General features: G+C 70.5%; 18 protein-coding genes. 5 read left to right on the top strand and 13 right to left on the bottom strand.

Annotation, left to right across the window (positions count from 1 at the left end):
- Positions 1–5: 5 nt before the first annotated feature.
- The 4 genes from ACLQ2O_RS31840 to ACLQ2O_RS31825 form a co-directional block, all read right to left on the bottom strand.
- Positions 6–593, bottom strand: coding sequence for a hypothetical protein (locus ACLQ2O_RS31840; RefSeq protein ID WP_425838891.1), 588 nt, complete (start codon positions 591–593; stop codon positions 6–8).
- Positions 590–1,300, bottom strand: coding sequence for a DUF4129 domain-containing protein (locus tag ACLQ2O_RS31835; RefSeq protein ID WP_425838888.1), 711 nt, complete (start codon positions 1,298–1,300; stop codon positions 590–592). Before ACLQ2O_RS31835 ends, ACLQ2O_RS31840 begins: the two co-directional genes overlap by 4 nt.
- Before the next feature lie 20 nt (positions 1,301–1,320).
- A complete protein-coding gene (locus tag ACLQ2O_RS31830; protein WP_425838886.1) occupies positions 1,321–2,532 on the bottom strand; it encodes a GNAT family N-acetyltransferase in 1,212 nt (403 codons plus the stop codon).
- 66 nt (positions 2,533–2,598) lie between these two features.
- Positions 2,599–4,314: a proprotein convertase P-domain-containing protein gene (locus tag ACLQ2O_RS31825; protein WP_425838883.1), complete on the bottom strand. Its 1,716-nt coding sequence runs from the start codon at positions 4,312–4,314 to the stop codon at positions 2,599–2,601.
- Between the two features lie 153 nt (positions 4,315–4,467).
- Between ACLQ2O_RS31825 and ACLQ2O_RS31820 the strand changes: the two genes are divergently transcribed.
- A complete protein-coding gene (locus ACLQ2O_RS31820) occupies positions 4,468–4,881 on the top strand; it encodes a VOC family protein (protein WP_425838880.1) in 414 nt (137 codons plus the stop codon).
- Here ACLQ2O_RS31820 and ACLQ2O_RS31815 read toward each other — a convergent pair.
- Positions 4,878–5,771: an XRE family transcriptional regulator gene (locus ACLQ2O_RS31815; RefSeq protein WP_425838877.1), complete on the bottom strand. Its 894-nt coding sequence runs from the start codon at positions 5,769–5,771 to the stop codon at positions 4,878–4,880. The genes ACLQ2O_RS31820 and ACLQ2O_RS31815 overlap by 4 nt on opposite strands.
- A gap of 252 nt (positions 5,772–6,023) precedes the next feature.
- On the opposite strand from ACLQ2O_RS31815, the gene ACLQ2O_RS31810 reads away from it, so the two are divergent.
- Entirely contained in the window at positions 6,024–7,097 is a 1,074-nt protein-coding gene (locus ACLQ2O_RS31810; protein ID WP_425838874.1) for a CobW family GTP-binding protein, read from the top strand.
- Positions 7,098–7,771: 674 nt separating this feature from the next.
- Here the strand turns inward: ACLQ2O_RS31810 and ACLQ2O_RS31805 are convergent.
- Together ACLQ2O_RS31805 and ACLQ2O_RS31800 are read right to left on the bottom strand one after the other, a co-directional pair.
- Complete coding sequence (locus tag ACLQ2O_RS31805) at positions 7,772–8,578, bottom strand: HpcH/HpaI aldolase family protein (RefSeq protein ID WP_425838872.1); 807 nt, start codon at positions 8,576–8,578, stop codon at positions 7,772–7,774.
- A gap of 74 nt (positions 8,579–8,652) precedes the next feature.
- Positions 8,653–9,351 carry a maleylpyruvate isomerase N-terminal domain-containing protein gene (locus ACLQ2O_RS31800; RefSeq protein ID WP_425838869.1) on the bottom strand — a complete coding sequence of 233 codons (699 nt, stop codon included), beginning with the start codon at positions 9,349–9,351 and terminating at the stop codon, positions 8,653–8,655.
- Between the two features lie 56 nt (positions 9,352–9,407).
- On the opposite strand from ACLQ2O_RS31800, the gene ACLQ2O_RS31795 reads away from it, so the two are divergent.
- Positions 9,408–10,373, top strand: coding sequence for a phosphotransferase (locus ACLQ2O_RS31795; protein ID WP_425838866.1), 966 nt, complete (start codon positions 9,408–9,410; stop codon positions 10,371–10,373).
- A 9-nt stretch (positions 10,374–10,382) separates the two neighbouring features.
- On the opposite strand, the gene ACLQ2O_RS31790 is transcribed toward ACLQ2O_RS31795, so the two are convergent.
- Both ACLQ2O_RS31790 and ACLQ2O_RS31785 read right to left on the bottom strand, forming a co-directional pair.
- Positions 10,383–11,912 carry an acyl-CoA carboxylase subunit beta gene (locus ACLQ2O_RS31790; RefSeq protein ID WP_425838863.1) on the bottom strand — a complete coding sequence of 510 codons (1,530 nt, stop codon included), beginning with the start codon at positions 11,910–11,912 and terminating at the stop codon, positions 10,383–10,385.
- A 13-nt stretch (positions 11,913–11,925) separates the two neighbouring features.
- Complete coding sequence (locus ACLQ2O_RS31785; RefSeq protein WP_425838860.1) at positions 11,926–13,092, bottom strand: acyl-CoA dehydrogenase family protein; 1,167 nt, start codon at positions 13,090–13,092, stop codon at positions 11,926–11,928.
- A gap of 72 nt (positions 13,093–13,164) precedes the next feature.
- Between ACLQ2O_RS31785 and ACLQ2O_RS31780 the strand changes: the two genes are divergently transcribed.
- Positions 13,165–13,557, top strand: a complete 393-nt coding sequence (locus ACLQ2O_RS31780; protein ID WP_425838857.1) for a MerR family transcriptional regulator — start codon at positions 13,165–13,167, stop codon at positions 13,555–13,557.
- A gap of 27 nt (positions 13,558–13,584) precedes the next feature.
- On the opposite strand, the gene ACLQ2O_RS31775 is transcribed toward ACLQ2O_RS31780, so the two are convergent.
- Positions 13,585–13,962: a hypothetical protein gene (locus tag ACLQ2O_RS31775; protein ID WP_425838854.1), complete on the bottom strand. Its 378-nt coding sequence runs from the start codon at positions 13,960–13,962 to the stop codon at positions 13,585–13,587.
- Positions 13,946–14,377 carry a MarR family winged helix-turn-helix transcriptional regulator gene (locus ACLQ2O_RS31770; protein WP_425838851.1) on the bottom strand — a complete coding sequence of 144 codons (432 nt, stop codon included), beginning with the start codon at positions 14,375–14,377 and terminating at the stop codon, positions 13,946–13,948. Before ACLQ2O_RS31770 ends, ACLQ2O_RS31775 begins: the two co-directional genes overlap by 17 nt.
- 64 nt (positions 14,378–14,441) lie before the next feature.
- Here ACLQ2O_RS31770 and ACLQ2O_RS31765 point away from each other — a divergent pair, with 64 nt between their 5' ends.
- Positions 14,442–15,251, top strand: a complete 810-nt coding sequence (locus ACLQ2O_RS31765) for a nitroreductase/quinone reductase family protein (protein ID WP_425838848.1) — start codon at positions 14,442–14,444, stop codon at positions 15,249–15,251.
- Here the strand turns inward: ACLQ2O_RS31765 and ACLQ2O_RS31760 are convergent.
- On the bottom strand, positions 15,248–15,949 hold the full coding sequence (locus ACLQ2O_RS31760; RefSeq protein WP_425838845.1) for a DUF6891 domain-containing protein: 702 nt from the start codon (positions 15,947–15,949) through the stop codon (positions 15,248–15,250). The two genes, ACLQ2O_RS31765 and ACLQ2O_RS31760, sit on opposite strands and share 4 nt — an antisense overlap.
- 22 nt (positions 15,950–15,971) lie before the next feature.
- The gene (locus ACLQ2O_RS31755) at positions 15,972–16,694 is read right to left on the bottom strand and encodes a sirohydrochlorin chelatase (protein WP_425838842.1); all 723 of its coding nucleotides are present in this window, start codon (positions 16,692–16,694) and stop codon (positions 15,972–15,974) included.
- Positions 16,695–16,727 lie beyond the last annotated feature (33 nt).

Genomic DNA, 16,727 nt, shown 5'->3' with positions numbered 1-16,727 from the left:
GTTCCTCACAGCTTCTCGATGGTCCGGACAGCCTGCTCGAGCTCGGCGAACGACGCCGTACCCGCCTTCGTCCCGGTGATCAGGTCCCACACCTGGTCGCCGACCAGCGCGCGGGCGCGGTCCGGCTCGAGGCTCGGGTCGATGCCGTGCCGGTTCACCAGCCGGTCGGTGGTCAGCTCCAGCAGCATCGGCCGGATCCGCCGGGCGAACGACAGCGATCCCTCGCCGCTGCGGCGCTCCCGCCCGGACTCCTGCACCCAGGTGGCCAGGAACTGGGTCCGGTTGTCGTTGGTGCGGCCGCGCAGCTCGGCCCACTTCTCGTCGAACCGCGACGGCCAAGTGGTCTCGATGAGCTGCGGGAACACCAGCCGCACGGCCACCGACACGAACCCGATGGCCAGCGCCAGCCCGACGAACCACAGCGCGCGCGGCGCCATACCGGCGATGCCGAGGGCCGCGATCAGCAGCAGCGCGGCGACCAGGCAGATCAACAGATGCCGCAGCAGCACCCGGTTCAACGCGCGAGCCCGGTCGACGGCGCTGGGTCGGGCGGTGCTGGTGCGAGTGGTCTCCTCGGTCGGCCACGTGCTCATCGGGCCGCCACCGCTGCAGCCAGCTCTTCCCTCAGGCTGAGCAGCGCGGCTCTTGCCTGGGCACGGGCCTCTTCGCTGGAGCCGTGCGTGGAGTAGCGGGCCTCCCGGTAGAGCTGGGCCAGCCGGAGCAGCTCCGGCTCGGAGATGCCGCCGATGCCGAGCACCCGCACAGTGAACTCGGCCGGTGTCTCCGACGGCTCCCGCGCGACACCAGCCGAAGCCGCGGCCTCCTCCAGCGCGACCCAGCAGGCGATGACCGCGTCGGTCGCCGTACCGGAGTCCACTGCCGACAGGCCGGACTCCACAGCCTCGGCGAGCCGGTCCACTTTGACCCGCTCCCAGTCCGTGTCATCGTCCTCGGCCTGTGGCAGCTCCACCTTTCGCAAGATCCGGTAGACCACCCTCAGCAGGAAGAGCACGAGGAGCACCGCGGCGGCGTACACCAGCGCCATCCACAGCGCCTTGAGCCAGTCCGGGACCTCGATCGGCTTCACTTCCTTGGGCGACGGCATCGGGCCGGCCGTCAGCTCCGGCACCGACTGGGTCACGCTGACCGGCGGCGGAGTCCGTGGCGCGGCGGTCCGCGTGCTCTCGCTCAGCGGCTGCACGCTCCCGCCGGCCGACGCGAACACCACCAGCACGACCGCGGCAACCCCCAGCACGAGGGCAGCAGCGACTGCCAGCACACTGCGTCGCGTCGGCTGCATCCGGGAAGAGTAGCTCCGAATCAGAAGCCTGTGTCGAGCCAGGGTAGGCGTTTTCCGAGGAATGCCCTGGAGGTTGCAGCAAGTGCCCCTGCGGTCCGCTCCTCGACCAGACCGGCCGCACCGAGCAGCTCCAGCGACGGTCTGCCCAGGTACACCGCGCCCAGCTCCCGTACGTCGACCAGTACGTCGGCGGGCCGGTCCGTCTGCTCACAGGTCGCACCACCCGGCCCACCGGTCAGGTGCCACCGCCCGGCGTTCCACGGCAGGAACTCGTCGGTGACACCTAGGACCACGTCCACCTCCTCGGCGTACGTCCGGCCGGCCAGCGCCTTGCCGACGTCGGCCAGCCGCACCCACAGGCCGTCCGCCGTGACCGGCTTCGGCGCCCTCGGGTCGACCAGCAGCGCCAGCAGCGGGTCGTCCGACGGCAGCTGCTCGTACGTCGTCTCGCTGAGCAGGTCCTGGTTCAGCAGGAACTGCCAGAGCGCCGCGTGCGAGGCCAGGTCGCGTGCATGCACCCGGGAGACGTCGACAAAGCCCTTCGTCGTACGGCGGGTGCGGTAGTAGGCGTACCCGGTCACCTCACCGTCCACCGACGCCAGCACGCACCGCAGTGGCGAGGCACCGCTCGTGTCGGTCACGACGTTCTCACTGCCGACGTAGTGCTCCCACCGCTCGTCGTGGTGGAACATCCCGGGCCGGCCGAGCGCCTCCTCGTTGTGGATCCTCGTGGTGACCGGCCGGGCCTCCAGCGGGTCGGCGTACCGGATCCTGACGTTCTCGATCCCGGCGACCGGGCGCAGCGCGCGGGACTCCTTCGGCACGGTGATCGTCTGGTGGTCCGACCCCAGGCCGTAGCCGAAGCGGCCGTAGATCACCGGCTCACTGGCAGTCAGTACGGCGACCGGCTCGACCCCGCCTTCGTACAGCTCGGTGAGCTGGGCGCGCATCAGGTCCCGCAGAATCCCGCGCCGGGTGTGCGTCGGGCTGACGCACACCAGGCTGACCCCTGCGACCGGCAGCTGCGCCCCCGGCACGGTCATCGTCATCGCGAACGACGCGGTGTGCCCGGCGAGCTCCTTGTCCTCCCGCACCACGATGCTGCGCGCCGGGTCCCACATCTTCTCCTCGGTCGCCAGCTGCTCATCACTCCAGGGCGCCGCAAACCCCAACCTCAGCAGCCCGACCAGCTCGTCCCACGCACCCTCGTACCGCCCGATCGCATTCGTCATGCGCCTTGCCTACCAGACAACCCGGACCGCCGCCCCTGACTTTCAGGAACGGCGGCCAGGCGGTGGTCACAGGGTGATGGACCAGTTGGTCAGCGTGCCGGTGTCGCCTGGGCCGTTGTCGCCGATGCGGAGGGTCCAGGTGCCTGCTGCGTTCTCGGTGGTCGGCACCGAGTAGGTCTTGCTGGCGGGCAGCGGGTGGCAGGTGCTGCCGCCGTACCGCTGCAGGTAGTACCAGCGGCCGCTCGGTGACACCAGGCTGATGTTGAGGTCCTCCAGGCAGGTGTGGCTGCCTTCGACCGTCACCTTGAGCGGGCTGCTCGCCCGGCCCGTCGCAGTCGAGCGGACTGCGCTCACCACGGTCTGGAAGTCGCGGATCGGGTAGTCCGTGCCGTTGCTGTACGTCCGGCCGCCGCTGCTGCCCGGCTGCGTCCGGGTCGCCACAGCAGCGCTCTGCGGGGACTTGTTGCCCGCAGCGTCCTTCGCCTGCACGGTGAACGAGTACGCCGTGTCAGCGGCCAGCCCGCTGACCGTGGCGGAGGTGCCGGCGACCGACGTGGCCAAGGTGCTGCCGCTGTAGACGTCGTACCCCGTGACCCCGACGTTGTCGCTGGCTGCGTCCCAGGCGAGTGCGATCGAGCTGCTCGTCGTACCGGTCGAGCGGACGTTGCCCGGTGCCGTCGGCGCCTGAGTGTCGTCCGGGTCGCCCGGTCCGCCGTCACCGGTGAGCAGGGTGAGGCTCCACTTCGCCAGTGCCTCGTTGACCGGCTGGAAGATCGAGTTGTCGTCGTTCGCCACACAGCTGGAGTTGCCGCCGGAGTGCAACCCGACAGCCTTGTCACCGCGCAGCCAGGCGCCGCCGGAGTCGCCGCCCTGCGAGCAGGCGTCGGTGGTGGTGAGTCCGTCGATCACCACGCTGCCGTAGTCGATCGACTGGTTCACCGCCCGCACCTTGCCGCACTCGAACTTCGGCGCGGTGTTGCCCGAGTGGCAGACCGTGTCCCCGACGATCGCCTCGGCCGAGCCGGTCACGGTGATCGCGGGCTGGCCCCACGTGTTCACCTCCGGCGAGATGTTCCAGCCGGCCTCGGTCACCGCGACGACGCCCATGTCACCTTCCCGGGCGTTGATGCTGCGACTGCCACCGACGTTCGACGTCCCGAGCCGGTTCTGCTGACTGGCCGCCCCGTACGCCGCCTGGCTGGCGTCGTTGGTGCAGTGCCCGGCGGTCAGGAAGTGCTTGTTGCCCTGGGCATCAGTGGCCGGGAAGCCGACCGAGCAGTTGCTCTCACTCCCCGGCCACCACGGGTCCCCCGGGTGCACGTCGCCGGCCTGCTGACGGAAGTTCGTCTTCGTCCGCACGACCTGTACGCCGTCGCCCAGCCCGTCGAACGCGCCGAACGCGCCACGCACCTTCACGACGACCTTGTTGGACGCCGGATCGATCCCCCAGCTCTGCGCGGTCCGCTCGGCCCGCGCAATCTTGTCGACCTTGGCCAGCAGCCCGTCCAGCTGCGCCTGACTCCGAGCCACCACCTGCGGCGTCCCACCGGCCCGACGAACCCGCTCAGCAGCAGCCGCGCCGATCACAGCAACATGCAGCGTCCCGTCCCCCGCGATCCACCGCCCCGCCAAATCCGATGCCTTAGGCAACCGCTCCGACACCTGCTGCGGACCGACGGGCGAAGGCTGAGCCGCCGTCGCCGGCCCACCGATCGCCACCAGGCCGGCCACCAGGCCCACCACCGCCGATCCACCGATCACCATTGTCCTACGACGTTTCATGGGATTTTGCTCCTTGTCCATCCGGGAGGGGTGGCCCGACCCTAGGAGCGAACCGCACCAACCGAAATCGCCCAGATCCCTTTCACACTTAACAAAACCGCCCCCACACCGCAGCCAAGAAGCCTCAACACTTCACAGCTAGGATGAGCAGGCATGAGCCAGTTCCCCGAGCTGATGCACACCGCCCTGGACACCACCGACCCACGCGGTCTCGCCGAGTTCTACCGCCAACTACTCGGCCTGCAGTACCGCCCCGGCGACGACCCACCAGCCGACTGCACCGAGGACGACGCCGACTGGCTGGCACTCGTCGACGGCGACGGCGTACGCAAGCTCGCCGTGCAGCGGGTCGAGGTGTTGCGGCCGGCGTCCTGGCCGGAGCCCGACGTACCGATGCAGATGCACATGGACTTCCGGGTGCCGAGCCGCGACGAGCTGGAGCGCCACCGGCAACGAGCAGAGGCGCTCGGGGCTCGGCTCCTGCTCGACCGAACGTCCGACCCCCGCGAGGCGCTCTACGTGCTCGCGGACCCCGCCGGACATCCGTTCTGCCTGCTGGTCGGCTAGAACGTCCAGCGGAAGCCGTAGAGGCCCGGCCCGAAGTTGAGGGCTACGCCGTGGACCGCGGGGGCGGGGTCGACAGGGCGGGACTGTTCGGCGCTGTCGTCGAGCTGGGAGTACTGCTCGCACCACGTCGGTGGGGTTTCGAAGGAGATCTCCAGGACGTACTCGCGCACCGGCAGGCGGAACTTGCGTTCGTAGTTGTCGGCCGGCGGGTACGGCGGGGAGTTGACGAGCTCGTGCTCGGTGATCACCGTTTCGCCCTTGCGGAGCGGGCGGTCGAACAGCAGCTCGGCGACGAGCAGGCCGTCGCCCGGGCGCGAGACGACACGACCGAGATGGCAGTGCCTGAGCGGGCGGATCGCGGGCAGCGGGCGGTCGTGCTCGTCGAGGTGCATGATGACCACCCAGCGGTCCGGGCCGTCCGCCTCCGCGCGGAGGACCTGGCGCGAGTGGTACGACAGCTCGCCGCCGTCCGCCCCGACGTACACGCGATCGTGCTGGCTGATGCGGGTCAGTCGCTCGTCCCAGTGGATGTCGACCTCGCTGACCGCGTCCTCGACCGGGTCGGGCTCGGCCCAGAAGGCGGCGACCTCCGCCGACGACGGCACGGTGCTCAGCCAACGACCGCGGCGCCGCGGCGGGCCGAGCGACGACAGCAGCGTTCCCTCGGGGACCTCCAGCACGACCTCCAGCAAGGCCACGGCGACCAGCGAGTCCCGCCGCTCGGGCCGCGACCGTCCGGACTGCCAGTAGCTGAGCGTGGCGAGGCTGACCGTCACGCCCTGCGCCCGCAGCCGATCGCGGATCCGCTCCAGCCCGAGCCCGCGCGCCTGGATCGCGGCGCGCAGCACGGCCGCGAACTCTTCCGCCGCCACCTCCGACCGATCCGGCACAGCGCCTCCTCAGGTCGACGGTCGCGCCCGCAGCCGGCGCTGCTCGCGGCCCTACCTCTTCACCGGAGGCTAGCCCGCGCCCACCCGCCCGGGGAAGCGCCGACCTCCACCCGCCCCGAGCGTGACCGGCTTAACAATTAACAGCCCGGCCGCCACGATTCCCCGGCGCGACGCGGAAATTTCCCGCCCTCCCGGGAAAGTCTGACGCGTCAACCTCTGGACTGATGAAAATCGTTTTCATATACTCGCGCCATGGCCGCCCACCGGAAGACCCCGCTGTCCTTGCTCGTAGGGCTCTCGACGACCCTTCGCGGGCCCGTCCTGGACGCCGTCACCGACGCGACCACCGTCGCGATCGTCGTCGACCAGGACGAGCTGCGCAGCCGCGGCGTCCTGACCTGGCAGGTCGTCGACGCCGGCGGCCGGATCGACGCGGGTGAGTTCACCGTCGACGACGACTGCGGCGCCTGCCAGCTGATCGAGTCGCTGCTCCCGCTGCTGGAGACGCTCGTCGCGCGCGGCCACTGGCACCACATCGTGCTCGCGACCCCGCCCGCGATGGAGGCCCGTCCGCTCGCCGGCGCGCTCGTCGCGACGATGCCGGAGGTCGAGGTCGACACCGTCACCTGCGTCGTCGACGCCGTACTGCTGGTCGAGCAACTCTCCGGCGACGAACTCCTCGACGAACGCGGTCTCGCCCTCGGCCCGCCGGATCGCCGGAACGTCGCCGAGCTGACCGCACGGCAGATCGAGTACGCCGACATCTGCGTCCTCGCGAACGCCCACCGCAGCCAGGCACCGGAACGCCTGCAGAACTTGCTGCACCACCTCAACCCCCGTACGACGGTCGTCGCGACCGACCCGGCCGGCGTACCGGCTGCGCCGGTCGCCCGTACAGGCCTCTTCGACTTCGCCGCCGCCGAAGCCTGGGCAGGCGACCTCGCCAACAGCGACCGCCTCCAACCCAGCGGCGACGGCGTCACGACGGTGTTGTGGCGCTCAACCCGACCCCTCCACCCGGCCCGCCTCAACGACGCCCTCGAAGACATCGTCAACGGCGTAGTCCGCAGCCGAGGCGTCGTCTGGCTCGCCAACCGCCCGACGCAACGCGTCCGCTGGGAGTCAGCCGGTTACAGCGCCTCCCTGGGCACGCTCGGCGAGTGGTCCGACACCAACCACCTCGCCGAGTGCACCGTCGTCGCCACCGGAGTAGGCCTCGACCCGGCCCGCCTCCAGTCGGTCCTCGACGCCTGCCTACTCACCGAGTCCGAACTGGCCACCCTCGACTGGCAGACCCTGGAAGACCCCTTCGCCGGAGTCCTCTAACGCCCCAGCCCGGCCCACAGCGCCCAGCTCAACCCCTCACCACCCAGGCCCCGCCCACCCCGCCACCGACCCACTCCGGCGCTCGCCCACCCCTGCACCCGGCCACCCGGCCACCCGGCCACCCGGCCACCCGGCACGCTGCCAGACAACAATCTGCTGTTCCCGGCCGCAGCGGCCTGTACCACCAGCAACCCCACCGGCCGCATCGCCGCCGAGCCGCACCCACGCCGTACACCCTCCCCACGACCACCGGCCGACCGACTGCCCCGTTCCGCACGACTGCTTCCTTGTACGACGACTGACGCGATGTACGGCGTCAGTCGTCCAACAACAAGCCAGTCGCCTGCTGCCAATGCGGCCGGTGAGGTTGCTTGGGGCACGGGCCGCTGCGGCCACTTCACAGCCGGAGTTCCTGGGCGGGGCGGGGGTCGGGCGTGCGGCGTGTGCGCGGGTATGCGGGGTGTGCGCGGGCGGGCGGGTGCCGGGGTGTGCGCGGGCGGGTATGGCGTGTGCGCGGGCGGGCGTGTACGCAGGCATGCGGGCGCGGCGTGTGCGCGGGCATGCGGCGTGTGCACGGGATGCGGGTGCGCGTGCGGGCGGATGCGGGTGGCCTACCAGCAGGCCATCCCGCCGTCCCCGGCACGCAAGGTGACAGCCAGGGACGGGCGGACTGTTCAGCCCTTCACAACCGCCAAGTGTTCGGCGGCGATGCCCTCCAGGTGATCGACATCGGAGGAGACCGTCGCGTACGTGTAGCCCTCGGTCAGTCGGCGCTTGGCCGTCGTGCCGTCGTTCGTGTGGATGCCCGCGGCAACTCCCGCCGCGGCCGCTGCCTCGGCGATCCGGACGACGGCCGCGTCGAACACGTCGCGCACGTCGGGATCGCCGGGGAACTTCCCGCCGACCGCCAGACACAGGTCAGATGGCCCGACGTAGATCCCGTCCAGCCCAGGCGTCGCACAGATCTCCTCGACGTTCGCCAGCCCGGAGGCGGTCTCGATCATCGCCAGTACGACGGTCGCCGCGTCCGACTCGGCCGGCACCGGCCCGATCCGCAGCCCGCCCCGCGTCGGCCCGTACGACCGGATCCCGCTCGGCGGGTACTTGGCCGCCCGTACGGCGTACGCCGCGTCCTCGGCGGTGTCCACCAGCGGCACGATCACCCCGGTCGCCCCCGCGTCGAGCGCTCGCCCGATCGGCGTCGCGTTGTTCGCCTCCACGCGCACCAACCCAACCGTCGCGTCACCGGCCTCGACGCTCGCGCCTCCGACCCGCATCGCACCCCGCCCAGCCCCCGCCGCGTCGATCGCCGTCAACCCGTCGAGGATCCCCCGCGTACTCAGCAGCCCGTGCTGCGCGTCCAGCACCACGTAGTCGTACCCAACCCGAGCGATCCGCTCGGTCGACGGCGGCGCGTCGAGCACCACCCAGTAGCCGACGAGTTGTTCCCGGGCGCGAAGACGAGCAGCAAAGTTGGTCACCCGGCTGTTCTACCCGATCGAGCCGAACAAACCCGCACACCTCCGGACCGCTTCCGGACAACCCGCCGTACCAACTACCCGATCAACGGCAACCGCTCCGCGTGCGCCCCGAGCATCTCCCGGTCCGCCGCGTCCAGCGGCACCCGCCCGGTTGCCTTCAGCACGTACGTCGTGGTGTCCCACCCGATCACGTCCCACGCCTCCGGCCCGAACAGCCCGTCGAGCGTCCGCGCGGTCACCTGTAGCGCCTCCGGATCGGGCTCCGGCGCGTCCGGCAGCTCGACGACCAGGTCGAGGTGGTGCACGGTCGCCTCGAGGATCAGCGTCGCCACGAAGTCCTTCGCCGCCAGCACGTGCCCCTGCGTCTCGACCCGCTTGCCCTTGTCCGCCAACCCAACCGCAGCCGCCCGAACCGCTGCCTCGGACAGCTCCCGCCAGTGCGCGACCAGCCCGACCGAGGGCCGCTGGTACGCCGAGGCAACCACCTGCACGAACGACGTGTCCCCACCCGGGCCCGGCGGGAAGTCCTTCCAGTACGACACGAAGTCGCGGTCCGGCTCTTCCACCGACGGCGTCGCGAACGCGGCGAGCGCCCGCTCCGCGTCGTACAGCAGATGCACCAGCAGCGCCCCGACGGCCATCCCCTCACAGCGTGTCGGCCGTGCGAAGTCCGCGTCGGACAGCCCCTGGACGACCTCGGTCACGCGCCCATAGGCCTGGCCCAGCGTCGTAGCCGGCCACAACGGCAACGCCCCACGCTCAGGAGCCCTCATGCCATCGAGCGTAAAACCGCTAGGCGCCCAAACCAACCTCCGAGACAATTCCGGCCATGGCCAGTGCGACGGACGTCCTGCACCACCTCGTCACCGAGGCCGGCCTGCCCGCGGTCGCCTCAGCCACTCCCCTGACCGGCTACGGCTTCGACCACGAGATCCTGCACGCGGTGCTCACCGACGGCCGCGAGGTCGTCCTCCGCCACCGCCCCGCCTCGTATGCGTCCCCTTCCCCCGCCGCGCCCGATCCGTCCTCCGCCACGGGCGCGCCTGCTTCGCCCACCCACATCCTCTACCGCCGCGCCGAGTTCCTCGCGGCCTACGACGTCCCCGCGCCCGCCCTGCTCGCGGCAACTGCCGAGGCCGGCCTGTACGAGTACGCTCCCGGCGACATGCTCCTGACCCTCATCGAGCAGCGCCGAATGACCGATCAAGCCTGGCACTCGGTCGGTACGGCGTTCCGCCGACTCCACGCCGTCCATTTCCCCAAGCGCCTGACCGGTGCCTTCGGCAACGGCACCTTCGACCTGGACCTCACCGACCCGGTCCGCACCCAGCACGAGCTCCTGGACAAAGCCCGCCTCGAGCTCGTCGGCGATCACCTGCCCAAGCTCCACGCCCTGATCGACCAGTACGCCGACCAGCTGCGCGAAACCCCGACCGCCCTCCTTCACCGCGACGTCTACCCGGCCAACCTGATCGTCGGCCCCGACCGGACGATGCTGATCGACTGGGACTCACCCCAGGTCGGCGATCCCGGGATCGAGATCGCCGCCCTCGAGGAACACGTCTACCTGCTCGGCGCCGAAATCCCGCCTGCCTTCTACACGGCGTACGGGCACCGCCCCGCGACCACCGCGCTTCACCGCGTCACCGGCGCGATCGGCTGGCTGGCCGAAGGCTGGCTCGACGACTGGGCCGAGGACACCCTCGACCCAGTCCGCAGCTCCAAGGCCACGAGCTGGCGCTCCGGCTTGCAGACCTACCTGTCGACCCTGCCCGAACTCCTCCGGCAGGCCTGAGCCCCGGGCTCAGACCGGCGGCACCCCGTGCCGCTTCGTGCTGAAGTGCCGGTCCTTGGTCTGCGCCGCGGCGAGCCGTGCGATCAGTTCCTCGCGCAGGTTCTCCGGCTCGACGATCGCGTCGATCACCAGGTCCGCGGCCAGCCGCAGGATGTCGATGTCGGTCTCGTACTCCTCGCGCAGCTTCGCGACGTACTCGACCCGCTCGGTCTCCTCCGGGATCTCCTGGATCTTGTTGTAGTACACGGCGTTGATCGCCGCCTCCGGACCCATCACCGCGATCTTCGCCGTCGGCAGCGCGATGCACGCGTCCGGCGAGAACCCCGGCCCGCACATCGCGTAGAGCCCTGCGCCGTAAGCCTTCCGGACGATCACCGACACCGTCGGCACGGTCGCCTCGGACACCGCGGTGATCATCTTCGCGCCGTGCCGGATGATCCCGGCCCGCTCGACCTCGGAGCCGATCATGAACCCCGGTACGTCGCACAGATAGACCAGCGGCACGTTGAACGCGTCGCACAACCAGATGAACCGGGCCGCCTTGTCCGCGGAGTCGACGAACAGCACGCCACCCTTGACGGCCGGCTGGTTCGCGACGATCCCGACGACCTGCCCAGCGAGCAACCCGAACCCCGTGACGAGCTCAGGCGCGTACGCCGGCTTGAGCTCGAAGAACGTGTCCGCGTCGAGCAGCGCGTCGATCACGTCGTGGATGTCGAACCCGACCGACTCCTCGGCCGGCACCAGGTCCCGGGTGAAGTCCCGACCCGCCGGCGAGGCGTCGTACGACGGAGGCCGCACCTGCCACGAACCGGGCAGGTACGAGAAGTACTGCTTGGCCAGCTCGATCGCCTCGGCGTCGTCGCTCGCCAGCAGGTCACCGCAGCCGGAGACCGACGTGTGCATCCGGGCGCCGCCCATCTCCTCCAGCGTCACCTTCTCGCCGACGACCATCTCGGCCATCCGCGGCGACCCCAGGTACATCGAGGCGTTGCCGTCGACCATGATCACCAGGTCGCAGAACGCCGGGATATACGCGCCCCCCGCGGCCGACGGTCCGAACAGGCAGCAGATCTGCGGCACCTTGCCGGACAGCGCGACCTGGTTGTGGAAGATCCGGCCCGCGCCACGCCGGCCGGGGAACAGGTCGACCTGGTCGGTGATCCGGGCGCCCGCGGAGTCGATCAGCCAGAAGATCGGCAGCTCGTCGCGCAGCGCGACCTCGGTCATCCGGACGATCTTCTCGACCGTGCGCGCACCCCACGACCCGGCCTTCACGGTCGGGTCGTTCGCGACCAGCAGCGCCGGCCGGCCGTCGACGAGCGCGCGCCCGGTGACGACGCCGTCCGCGGGCAGGCCCGGGTTGAGCGCGTTCGCCAGCTGCGCGTCCTCGACGAAGCTGCCCTCGTCGACGAGCAGCGCGATCCGGTCGCGGACGTACAGCTTGTTCTGCGAGTCGAGCTTGGCCTTGGCCTTCTCGGTCGGGGCCATGGTCGCCTCGTGGGCGACCTTCACCTCGGTCCAGTGATCGCGGGTCATGAACGCAATCCTGTCACTCGACCGGAAGTCCGAGGCCCCGGGCGATCAGCATCCGCTGCACCTCCGAGGTGCCCTCGCCGATCTCCAGGATCTTGGCGTCGCGGTAGAACCGGGTCACCGGGTACTCCTCCATGAACCCGTACCCACCGAAGACCTGGGTCGCGATCCGCGTCGCGGTCACCGCGGCCTCGCTCGAGTACAGCTTCGCGACCGCGGCCGCCTGCTTGAACTCCTTGTACGGCGCTCCGGCGTCCTTCAACGCCGCCGCGCGGTAGACGAGCAGCTCGGCCGCGTCCGCCATCACCTTCAGGTCGGAGATCTGGAACGCCACGCCCTGCTTCTGCCCGATCGGTACGCCGAACGTCTTGCGCTCCCCGGCGTACTGGACCGACATCTCCAGGCAGGCCTTGATGCAGCCCAGCGCGACCGCGCCGATCGCGACCCGGCCGTCGTCGAGCGTCGCCAGGAACTGCGCGAAGCCGCGGCCCTGCTCGCCGAGCAGGTTCTCCTTCGGCACCCGGCAGCCCGCGAACGACAGCGGGTGGGTGTCGGAGGCGTGCCAGCCGAGCTTGTCGTACTGCGCCTCGGCGACGAAGCCCGGCGTACCGGTCGGGACGATGATCGTGGAGATCTCCGGCCGCCCGTCGGGACGGTCGCCGGTGCGGGCGGTGACGGTGACGACCGAGGTGATGGCCGAGCCCGAGTTGGTGATGAACTGCTTCGACCCGTCGATCACCCACTCGTCGCCGTCGAGCACCGCACGGGTCTTGGTGGCGCCGGCGTCCGAGCCCGACTCCGGCTCGGTCAGCCCGAACCCGGCCAGCGTGCGCCCGGCGACCAGGTCCGGCAGCCAGGTCTGCTTCTGCTCGTCGGTGCCGTAGGTCAGGATCGGGTTGATCCCGAGCCCGACCGCCGCCTCGAGCGTGATGCCCATCGACTGGTCCGCGCGGGAGATCTCCTCGATCGCCACGCACAGGCTGGTGAAGTCGCCGCCGGCGCCGCCGTACTGCTCGGGCGCGGTCAGCCCGAACAGGCCGAACTTGCCCATCTTCTGCACGGTCTCGACCGGGAAGTAGTGCTTGCGGTCCCACTCGGCGGCGTACGGCGTGATCTCGGCCTGCGCGAAGTCGCGCACGCTGGCGCGGAACGCGCGGTGCTCCTCGGACAACTCGAACGACATCTCTGTGCTCCCGGCTCGTAGTTGACGCTTACGTAAACGTAAAGCACGATGCCGTAGGTGCACAATATTCCGGTGAGTGCCGAGTCAGGGACCTGGACGATCACCGAACTGGCGTCCGAGTACGACGTCACGCTGCGCACGATCCGCTTCTACGAGGACCGCGGCCTGCTCACTCCCGAACGCCGCGGCACCGCCCGCGTCTACCACCCCCGCGACCGCGTCCGCCTGGCCCTGATCCTGCGCGGCAAACGCCTCGGCTTCTCCCTCGACGAGATCGCCACCATCGTCGACATGTACGACGCCGAACCCGGCGAGGAAGGCCAGCTCGTCTACCTCCTCGACCAGATCGCCGTCCGCCGAGCCGACCTCGAACAACGCCGCCGCGACCTCGACCAGACCCTCGACGACCTAGCCGACGTCGCCCGCCGCTGCCAGGCCGACCTCGACAACCTCAGATCCCGCTAACCCGGCCCAGGAGCAGCTGAGCGTCCGTCAGGCACCGACCACGACGCCGTGCGCCGCGAAGAGGTCGCGCAGTACGTCGTGGCCTTGCGTGAAGTCCCACTGCTCGGCGATGAGACCGGCGCCCCTGGCACCGTCCACGTTGCGTGCGGTGATGTTGGCGGCGTACGCCTCGTCCAGCGGCGCAAGGACGCCGTACTCCTGCAGCGTCGCGGCGAGGATCGGGAGGTAGTCGCCGCGGCCGGCGAGCATCGGCAGTTCGTCGGCCCAGGTCCGGTCCAGGAACTCCCGGGCCCGCTCCCCGACGTACGGCTCCATCGCCGCGTACCAGCCGCCGGGCAGGTCTTGCAGTACGCCGTCGGCGTCCAGCAGCACGTGCCGGATTCCGGCGTCAGATGGCGTCCTCATAGGTCCTCAAGGTCTGGATGAAGAGCTGGCGTTGCTCGTCGGTCAGGGGGTCGAGGGCCTGGCGCCAGGCGCGGGCGCTGCGGGCGAGCCAGTGGTCGATGGCCTCGCGGTGGGCGTCGGCGAGGGTGACGATCGCGCGGCGGCGGTCGGTGGGGTCCTCGCGGCGTTCGAGGATGCCCTGGCGGGTCAGGTCGCCGACCATCAGGCTCACCGTGGCCGGCGTGACCTCGAGGCGTTCGGCCAGGTCGTTCACGCCGAGCGGGCCGTCGAAGAGCAGGTACGCGAACAGCGACAGGTGCCTGGGCGCGAGGTTCATCCCGGCCAGCTCGTCAGGGATCTTCATCCGCTTGGCCCGTCCGACCACGCGCGGCATCAGCAGCAGCAAGGTGCGGATGCTCTCGTCGACGCTTGACATACCTTTGTCCTTAAAACTATTTTGCTTGCAAAGCTAATATTCCTGCCATCGTGAGGGTATCCCCGTGAGCGACTTCAACCGCCCGGTCATCGACGAGTTCCGCGCCAACCGTGGACAGGTGGGCGGTCCGTTCGAGGGAGCACCGCTGCTCCTGCTGACCACCACCGGCGCCCGCTCGGGCCGGCCGCACACCACCCCCGCCGTGTACGCCGCCGACGCCGGCCGCCTGATCGTTTTCGCCACCAACGCGGGCAGCCCGGCCGCGCCCGCCTGGCTGCACAACCTGCGCGCCCACCCGGCCGTCACCATCGAGCTCGGCAACGCCCGCTGCGAAGCCGTCGCGACCGAGATCACCGGCCCCGACCGCGACCGCCTGTACGCCGACCAGGCCCGCCGCAACCCTGCCTTCCAGGCCTACCAGGACGGCACCACCCGAACCATCCAGGTCGTCGCCCTGGAACCCACCCGCCTCAACGCCGCCGCCACCCAGCTCCGCGAGATCCACAACGGCCTGCGCCGCCAGCTCGCCGAGCTCCGCGCCGCCGTCGACACCGGCGAGACCCAGCCGGCCGTCGCTCTCGACGACCTGCAGCGCAACTGCCTCACCTTCTGCAGCGCCCTGCACGCCCACCACGACCACGAGAACGGTGTCTTCCCCACGCTCGCCGCCGACTTCCCGCACCTCAAGCCCACCATCGACCAGCTCCGCGCCGACCACGAAGCGGTCGCCACCCTCAACACCGCGCTGATCGCCACCGCGGAGAACCTCGGCACCACCCCCACCGAAACCCTGCGCGCCCAGCTCCTCACCCTCACCGAGGCCCTCGAGTCCCACTACCTCCGCGAGGAGATCGAGCTGGACTACACCCCCTAGGACAGCCGACGCCGCCAGGTCAGCGGGCCCACGGAGATGCGAGCGGTCGACGAGCCGTCCCACTCCACCGGCAACCCCTGCGCCAGCAGTGCTTCCTGAACCCGTCGCCCGACAGCCTCGTCCTGCTCAGCGACCCGCCCTTGCTCCGGATCAAGCGTCCCGTACGCCAGGTAGAGCTGAGCAGGCTCCTCCGCCAACCGCTCGGCGTCCTGCTGATGAAAGAAGACGTACCCACTGGACGGCCGGTCGTCGGGCCGCTCGTCGTCGATCTCGGTGACACCACAGTTCTGGCAGCACGTGAAGTTCATCCGCGCCACCACGCCGTTCGCGTCGAGCTCCGCAAAGGCCGCGGCGACCCGATCGGCGTCGGTGGATGCCGGCCAGGAGGCCTGCTCGGCGAGGCGTGCCTGCCACACGTCCTCGACGAGCTGCTCGAGGTCCTGGTCGTCCACCGGCACCTGGTCGTCGTCACGAAAGTCCCGTGCATACTCCAGCACGTCAGCCCGACCGAGAAACCCCGGCCGCACCCACAGCTCGACCTGCTCCCGCAGCTCGGCAACCTGCTGTACGGCGGCCTGCTGGCCGGCGACCTGCGGATCGGCAGCCTGCTGCGCGCCACTGGCAGACCACGCGCCCGCAGCGGCCTGCGACTCCTCCGCGGCGTCCTTGCGGCGCTTGAACTTGTCGAAGATCCCCACGGGCAGAAGCGTAGGCCCTCCGTCAGACAGCCGCGGGTCTCCAGCCACAGCGGGTCGTCGAACCAGCGACGGCTGTCACCCGCAGCGCCTCGTCGTACCGGTGGAGCGCGAGCGCGGCCAGCCGCGGGTCGGCTCCCAAGGGCTCACTCACCCTCGCGCCGGCCCGCTCACCGAGCGCCGCCACCCGATCCGCGAAGAACCCAGGGGCCAGCAAGTACGTCGCCACCGCCACGCGTCCGCGCATCCGGTCCAGTACGGCGCCCAGCCGCTCACCAGCACCCGACACGTACCCGACCTCCACCGGCCGATCCACCACCTCGGCCAGATCTGCGGCGACCGCCGAGCAATCGACCAACGCCCGCCGGTCCGAGGATCCGGCGGCTGCCAGCACGACCCGATCGACGTCCCCCAGTTCGAGGCGGTCGGCGAGAATCCGCGCCAGGACGGGATGCGGGCCCAGCGGGGCAGCCGCCGTGACGGCCATTGGATGGCGGGCGGCTTCGGCGTTCACGTCGTGGGTGACGTGGTAGCCGGAGCTGAGCAGCAGCGGGACGATCACCGCGTGATTGCTGTCGGCAACCACTCGGCCGACCAGCGGCGAGAGGGCAGGGTGGTCGACGTCGACGAAGCCCAGGGAGACCGCGACCTCCGGCCGTTGGCGGGCGATCTCCCGCACCAGGGCGTGCACGACCCGGATCCCCCGAGGATCGGCGGTCCCGTGCGCGGCCGCGACGAGGTCGCTCATCACGGCACCTCCGCGAGCAAGCCGGCATCGTGG

Source organism: Kribbella sp. DT2, assembly GCF_049844575.1.
Lineage (GTDB): Bacteria > Actinomycetota > Actinomycetes > Propionibacteriales > Kribbellaceae > Kribbella.
Note: the sequence above shows the minus strand (reverse complement) of the source record. Positions and strands in the feature narration are given on the sequence as shown.

Excerpts from the sequence above, each read along its gene's own strand:
- ACLQ2O_RS31785 (WP_425838860.1), bottom strand. The coding sequence starts at position 13,092 with ATGTCGTTCGAGTTGTCCGAGGAGCACCGCGCGTTCCGCGCCAGCGTG.
- ACLQ2O_RS31840 (WP_425838891.1), bottom strand. The coding sequence starts at position 593 with ATGAGCACGTGGCCGACCGAGGAGACCACTCGCACCAGCACCGCCCGA.
- ACLQ2O_RS31820 (WP_425838880.1), top strand. The coding sequence starts at position 4,468 with ATGAGCCAGTTCCCCGAGCTGATGCACACCGCCCTGGACACCACCGAC.
- ACLQ2O_RS31770 (WP_425838851.1), bottom strand. The coding sequence starts at position 14,377 with ATGTCAAGCGTCGACGAGAGCATCCGCACCTTGCTGCTGCTGATGCCG.
- ACLQ2O_RS31825 (WP_425838883.1), bottom strand. The coding sequence starts at position 4,314 with ATGAAACGTCGTAGGACAATGGTGATCGGTGGATCGGCGGTGGTGGGC.
- ACLQ2O_RS31775 (WP_425838854.1), bottom strand. The coding sequence starts at position 13,962 with ATGAGGACGCCATCTGACGCCGGAATCCGGCACGTGCTGCTGGACGCC.
- ACLQ2O_RS31830 (WP_425838886.1), bottom strand. The coding sequence starts at position 2,532 with ATGACGAATGCGATCGGGCGGTACGAGGGTGCGTGGGACGAGCTGGTC.
- ACLQ2O_RS31795 (WP_425838866.1), top strand. The coding sequence starts at position 9,408 with ATGGCCAGTGCGACGGACGTCCTGCACCACCTCGTCACCGAGGCCGGC.
- ACLQ2O_RS31790 (WP_425838863.1), bottom strand. The coding sequence starts at position 11,912 with ATGACCCGCGATCACTGGACCGAGGTGAAGGTCGCCCACGAGGCGACC.
- ACLQ2O_RS31810 (WP_425838874.1), top strand. The coding sequence starts at position 6,024 with ATGGCCGCCCACCGGAAGACCCCGCTGTCCTTGCTCGTAGGGCTCTCG.
- ACLQ2O_RS31835 (WP_425838888.1), bottom strand. The coding sequence starts at position 1,300 with ATGCAGCCGACGCGACGCAGTGTGCTGGCAGTCGCTGCTGCCCTCGTG.
- ACLQ2O_RS31800 (WP_425838869.1), bottom strand. The coding sequence starts at position 9,351 with ATGAGGGCTCCTGAGCGTGGGGCGTTGCCGTTGTGGCCGGCTACGACG.
- ACLQ2O_RS31755 (WP_425838842.1), bottom strand. The coding sequence starts at position 16,694 with ATGAGCGACCTCGTCGCGGCCGCGCACGGGACCGCCGATCCTCGGGGG.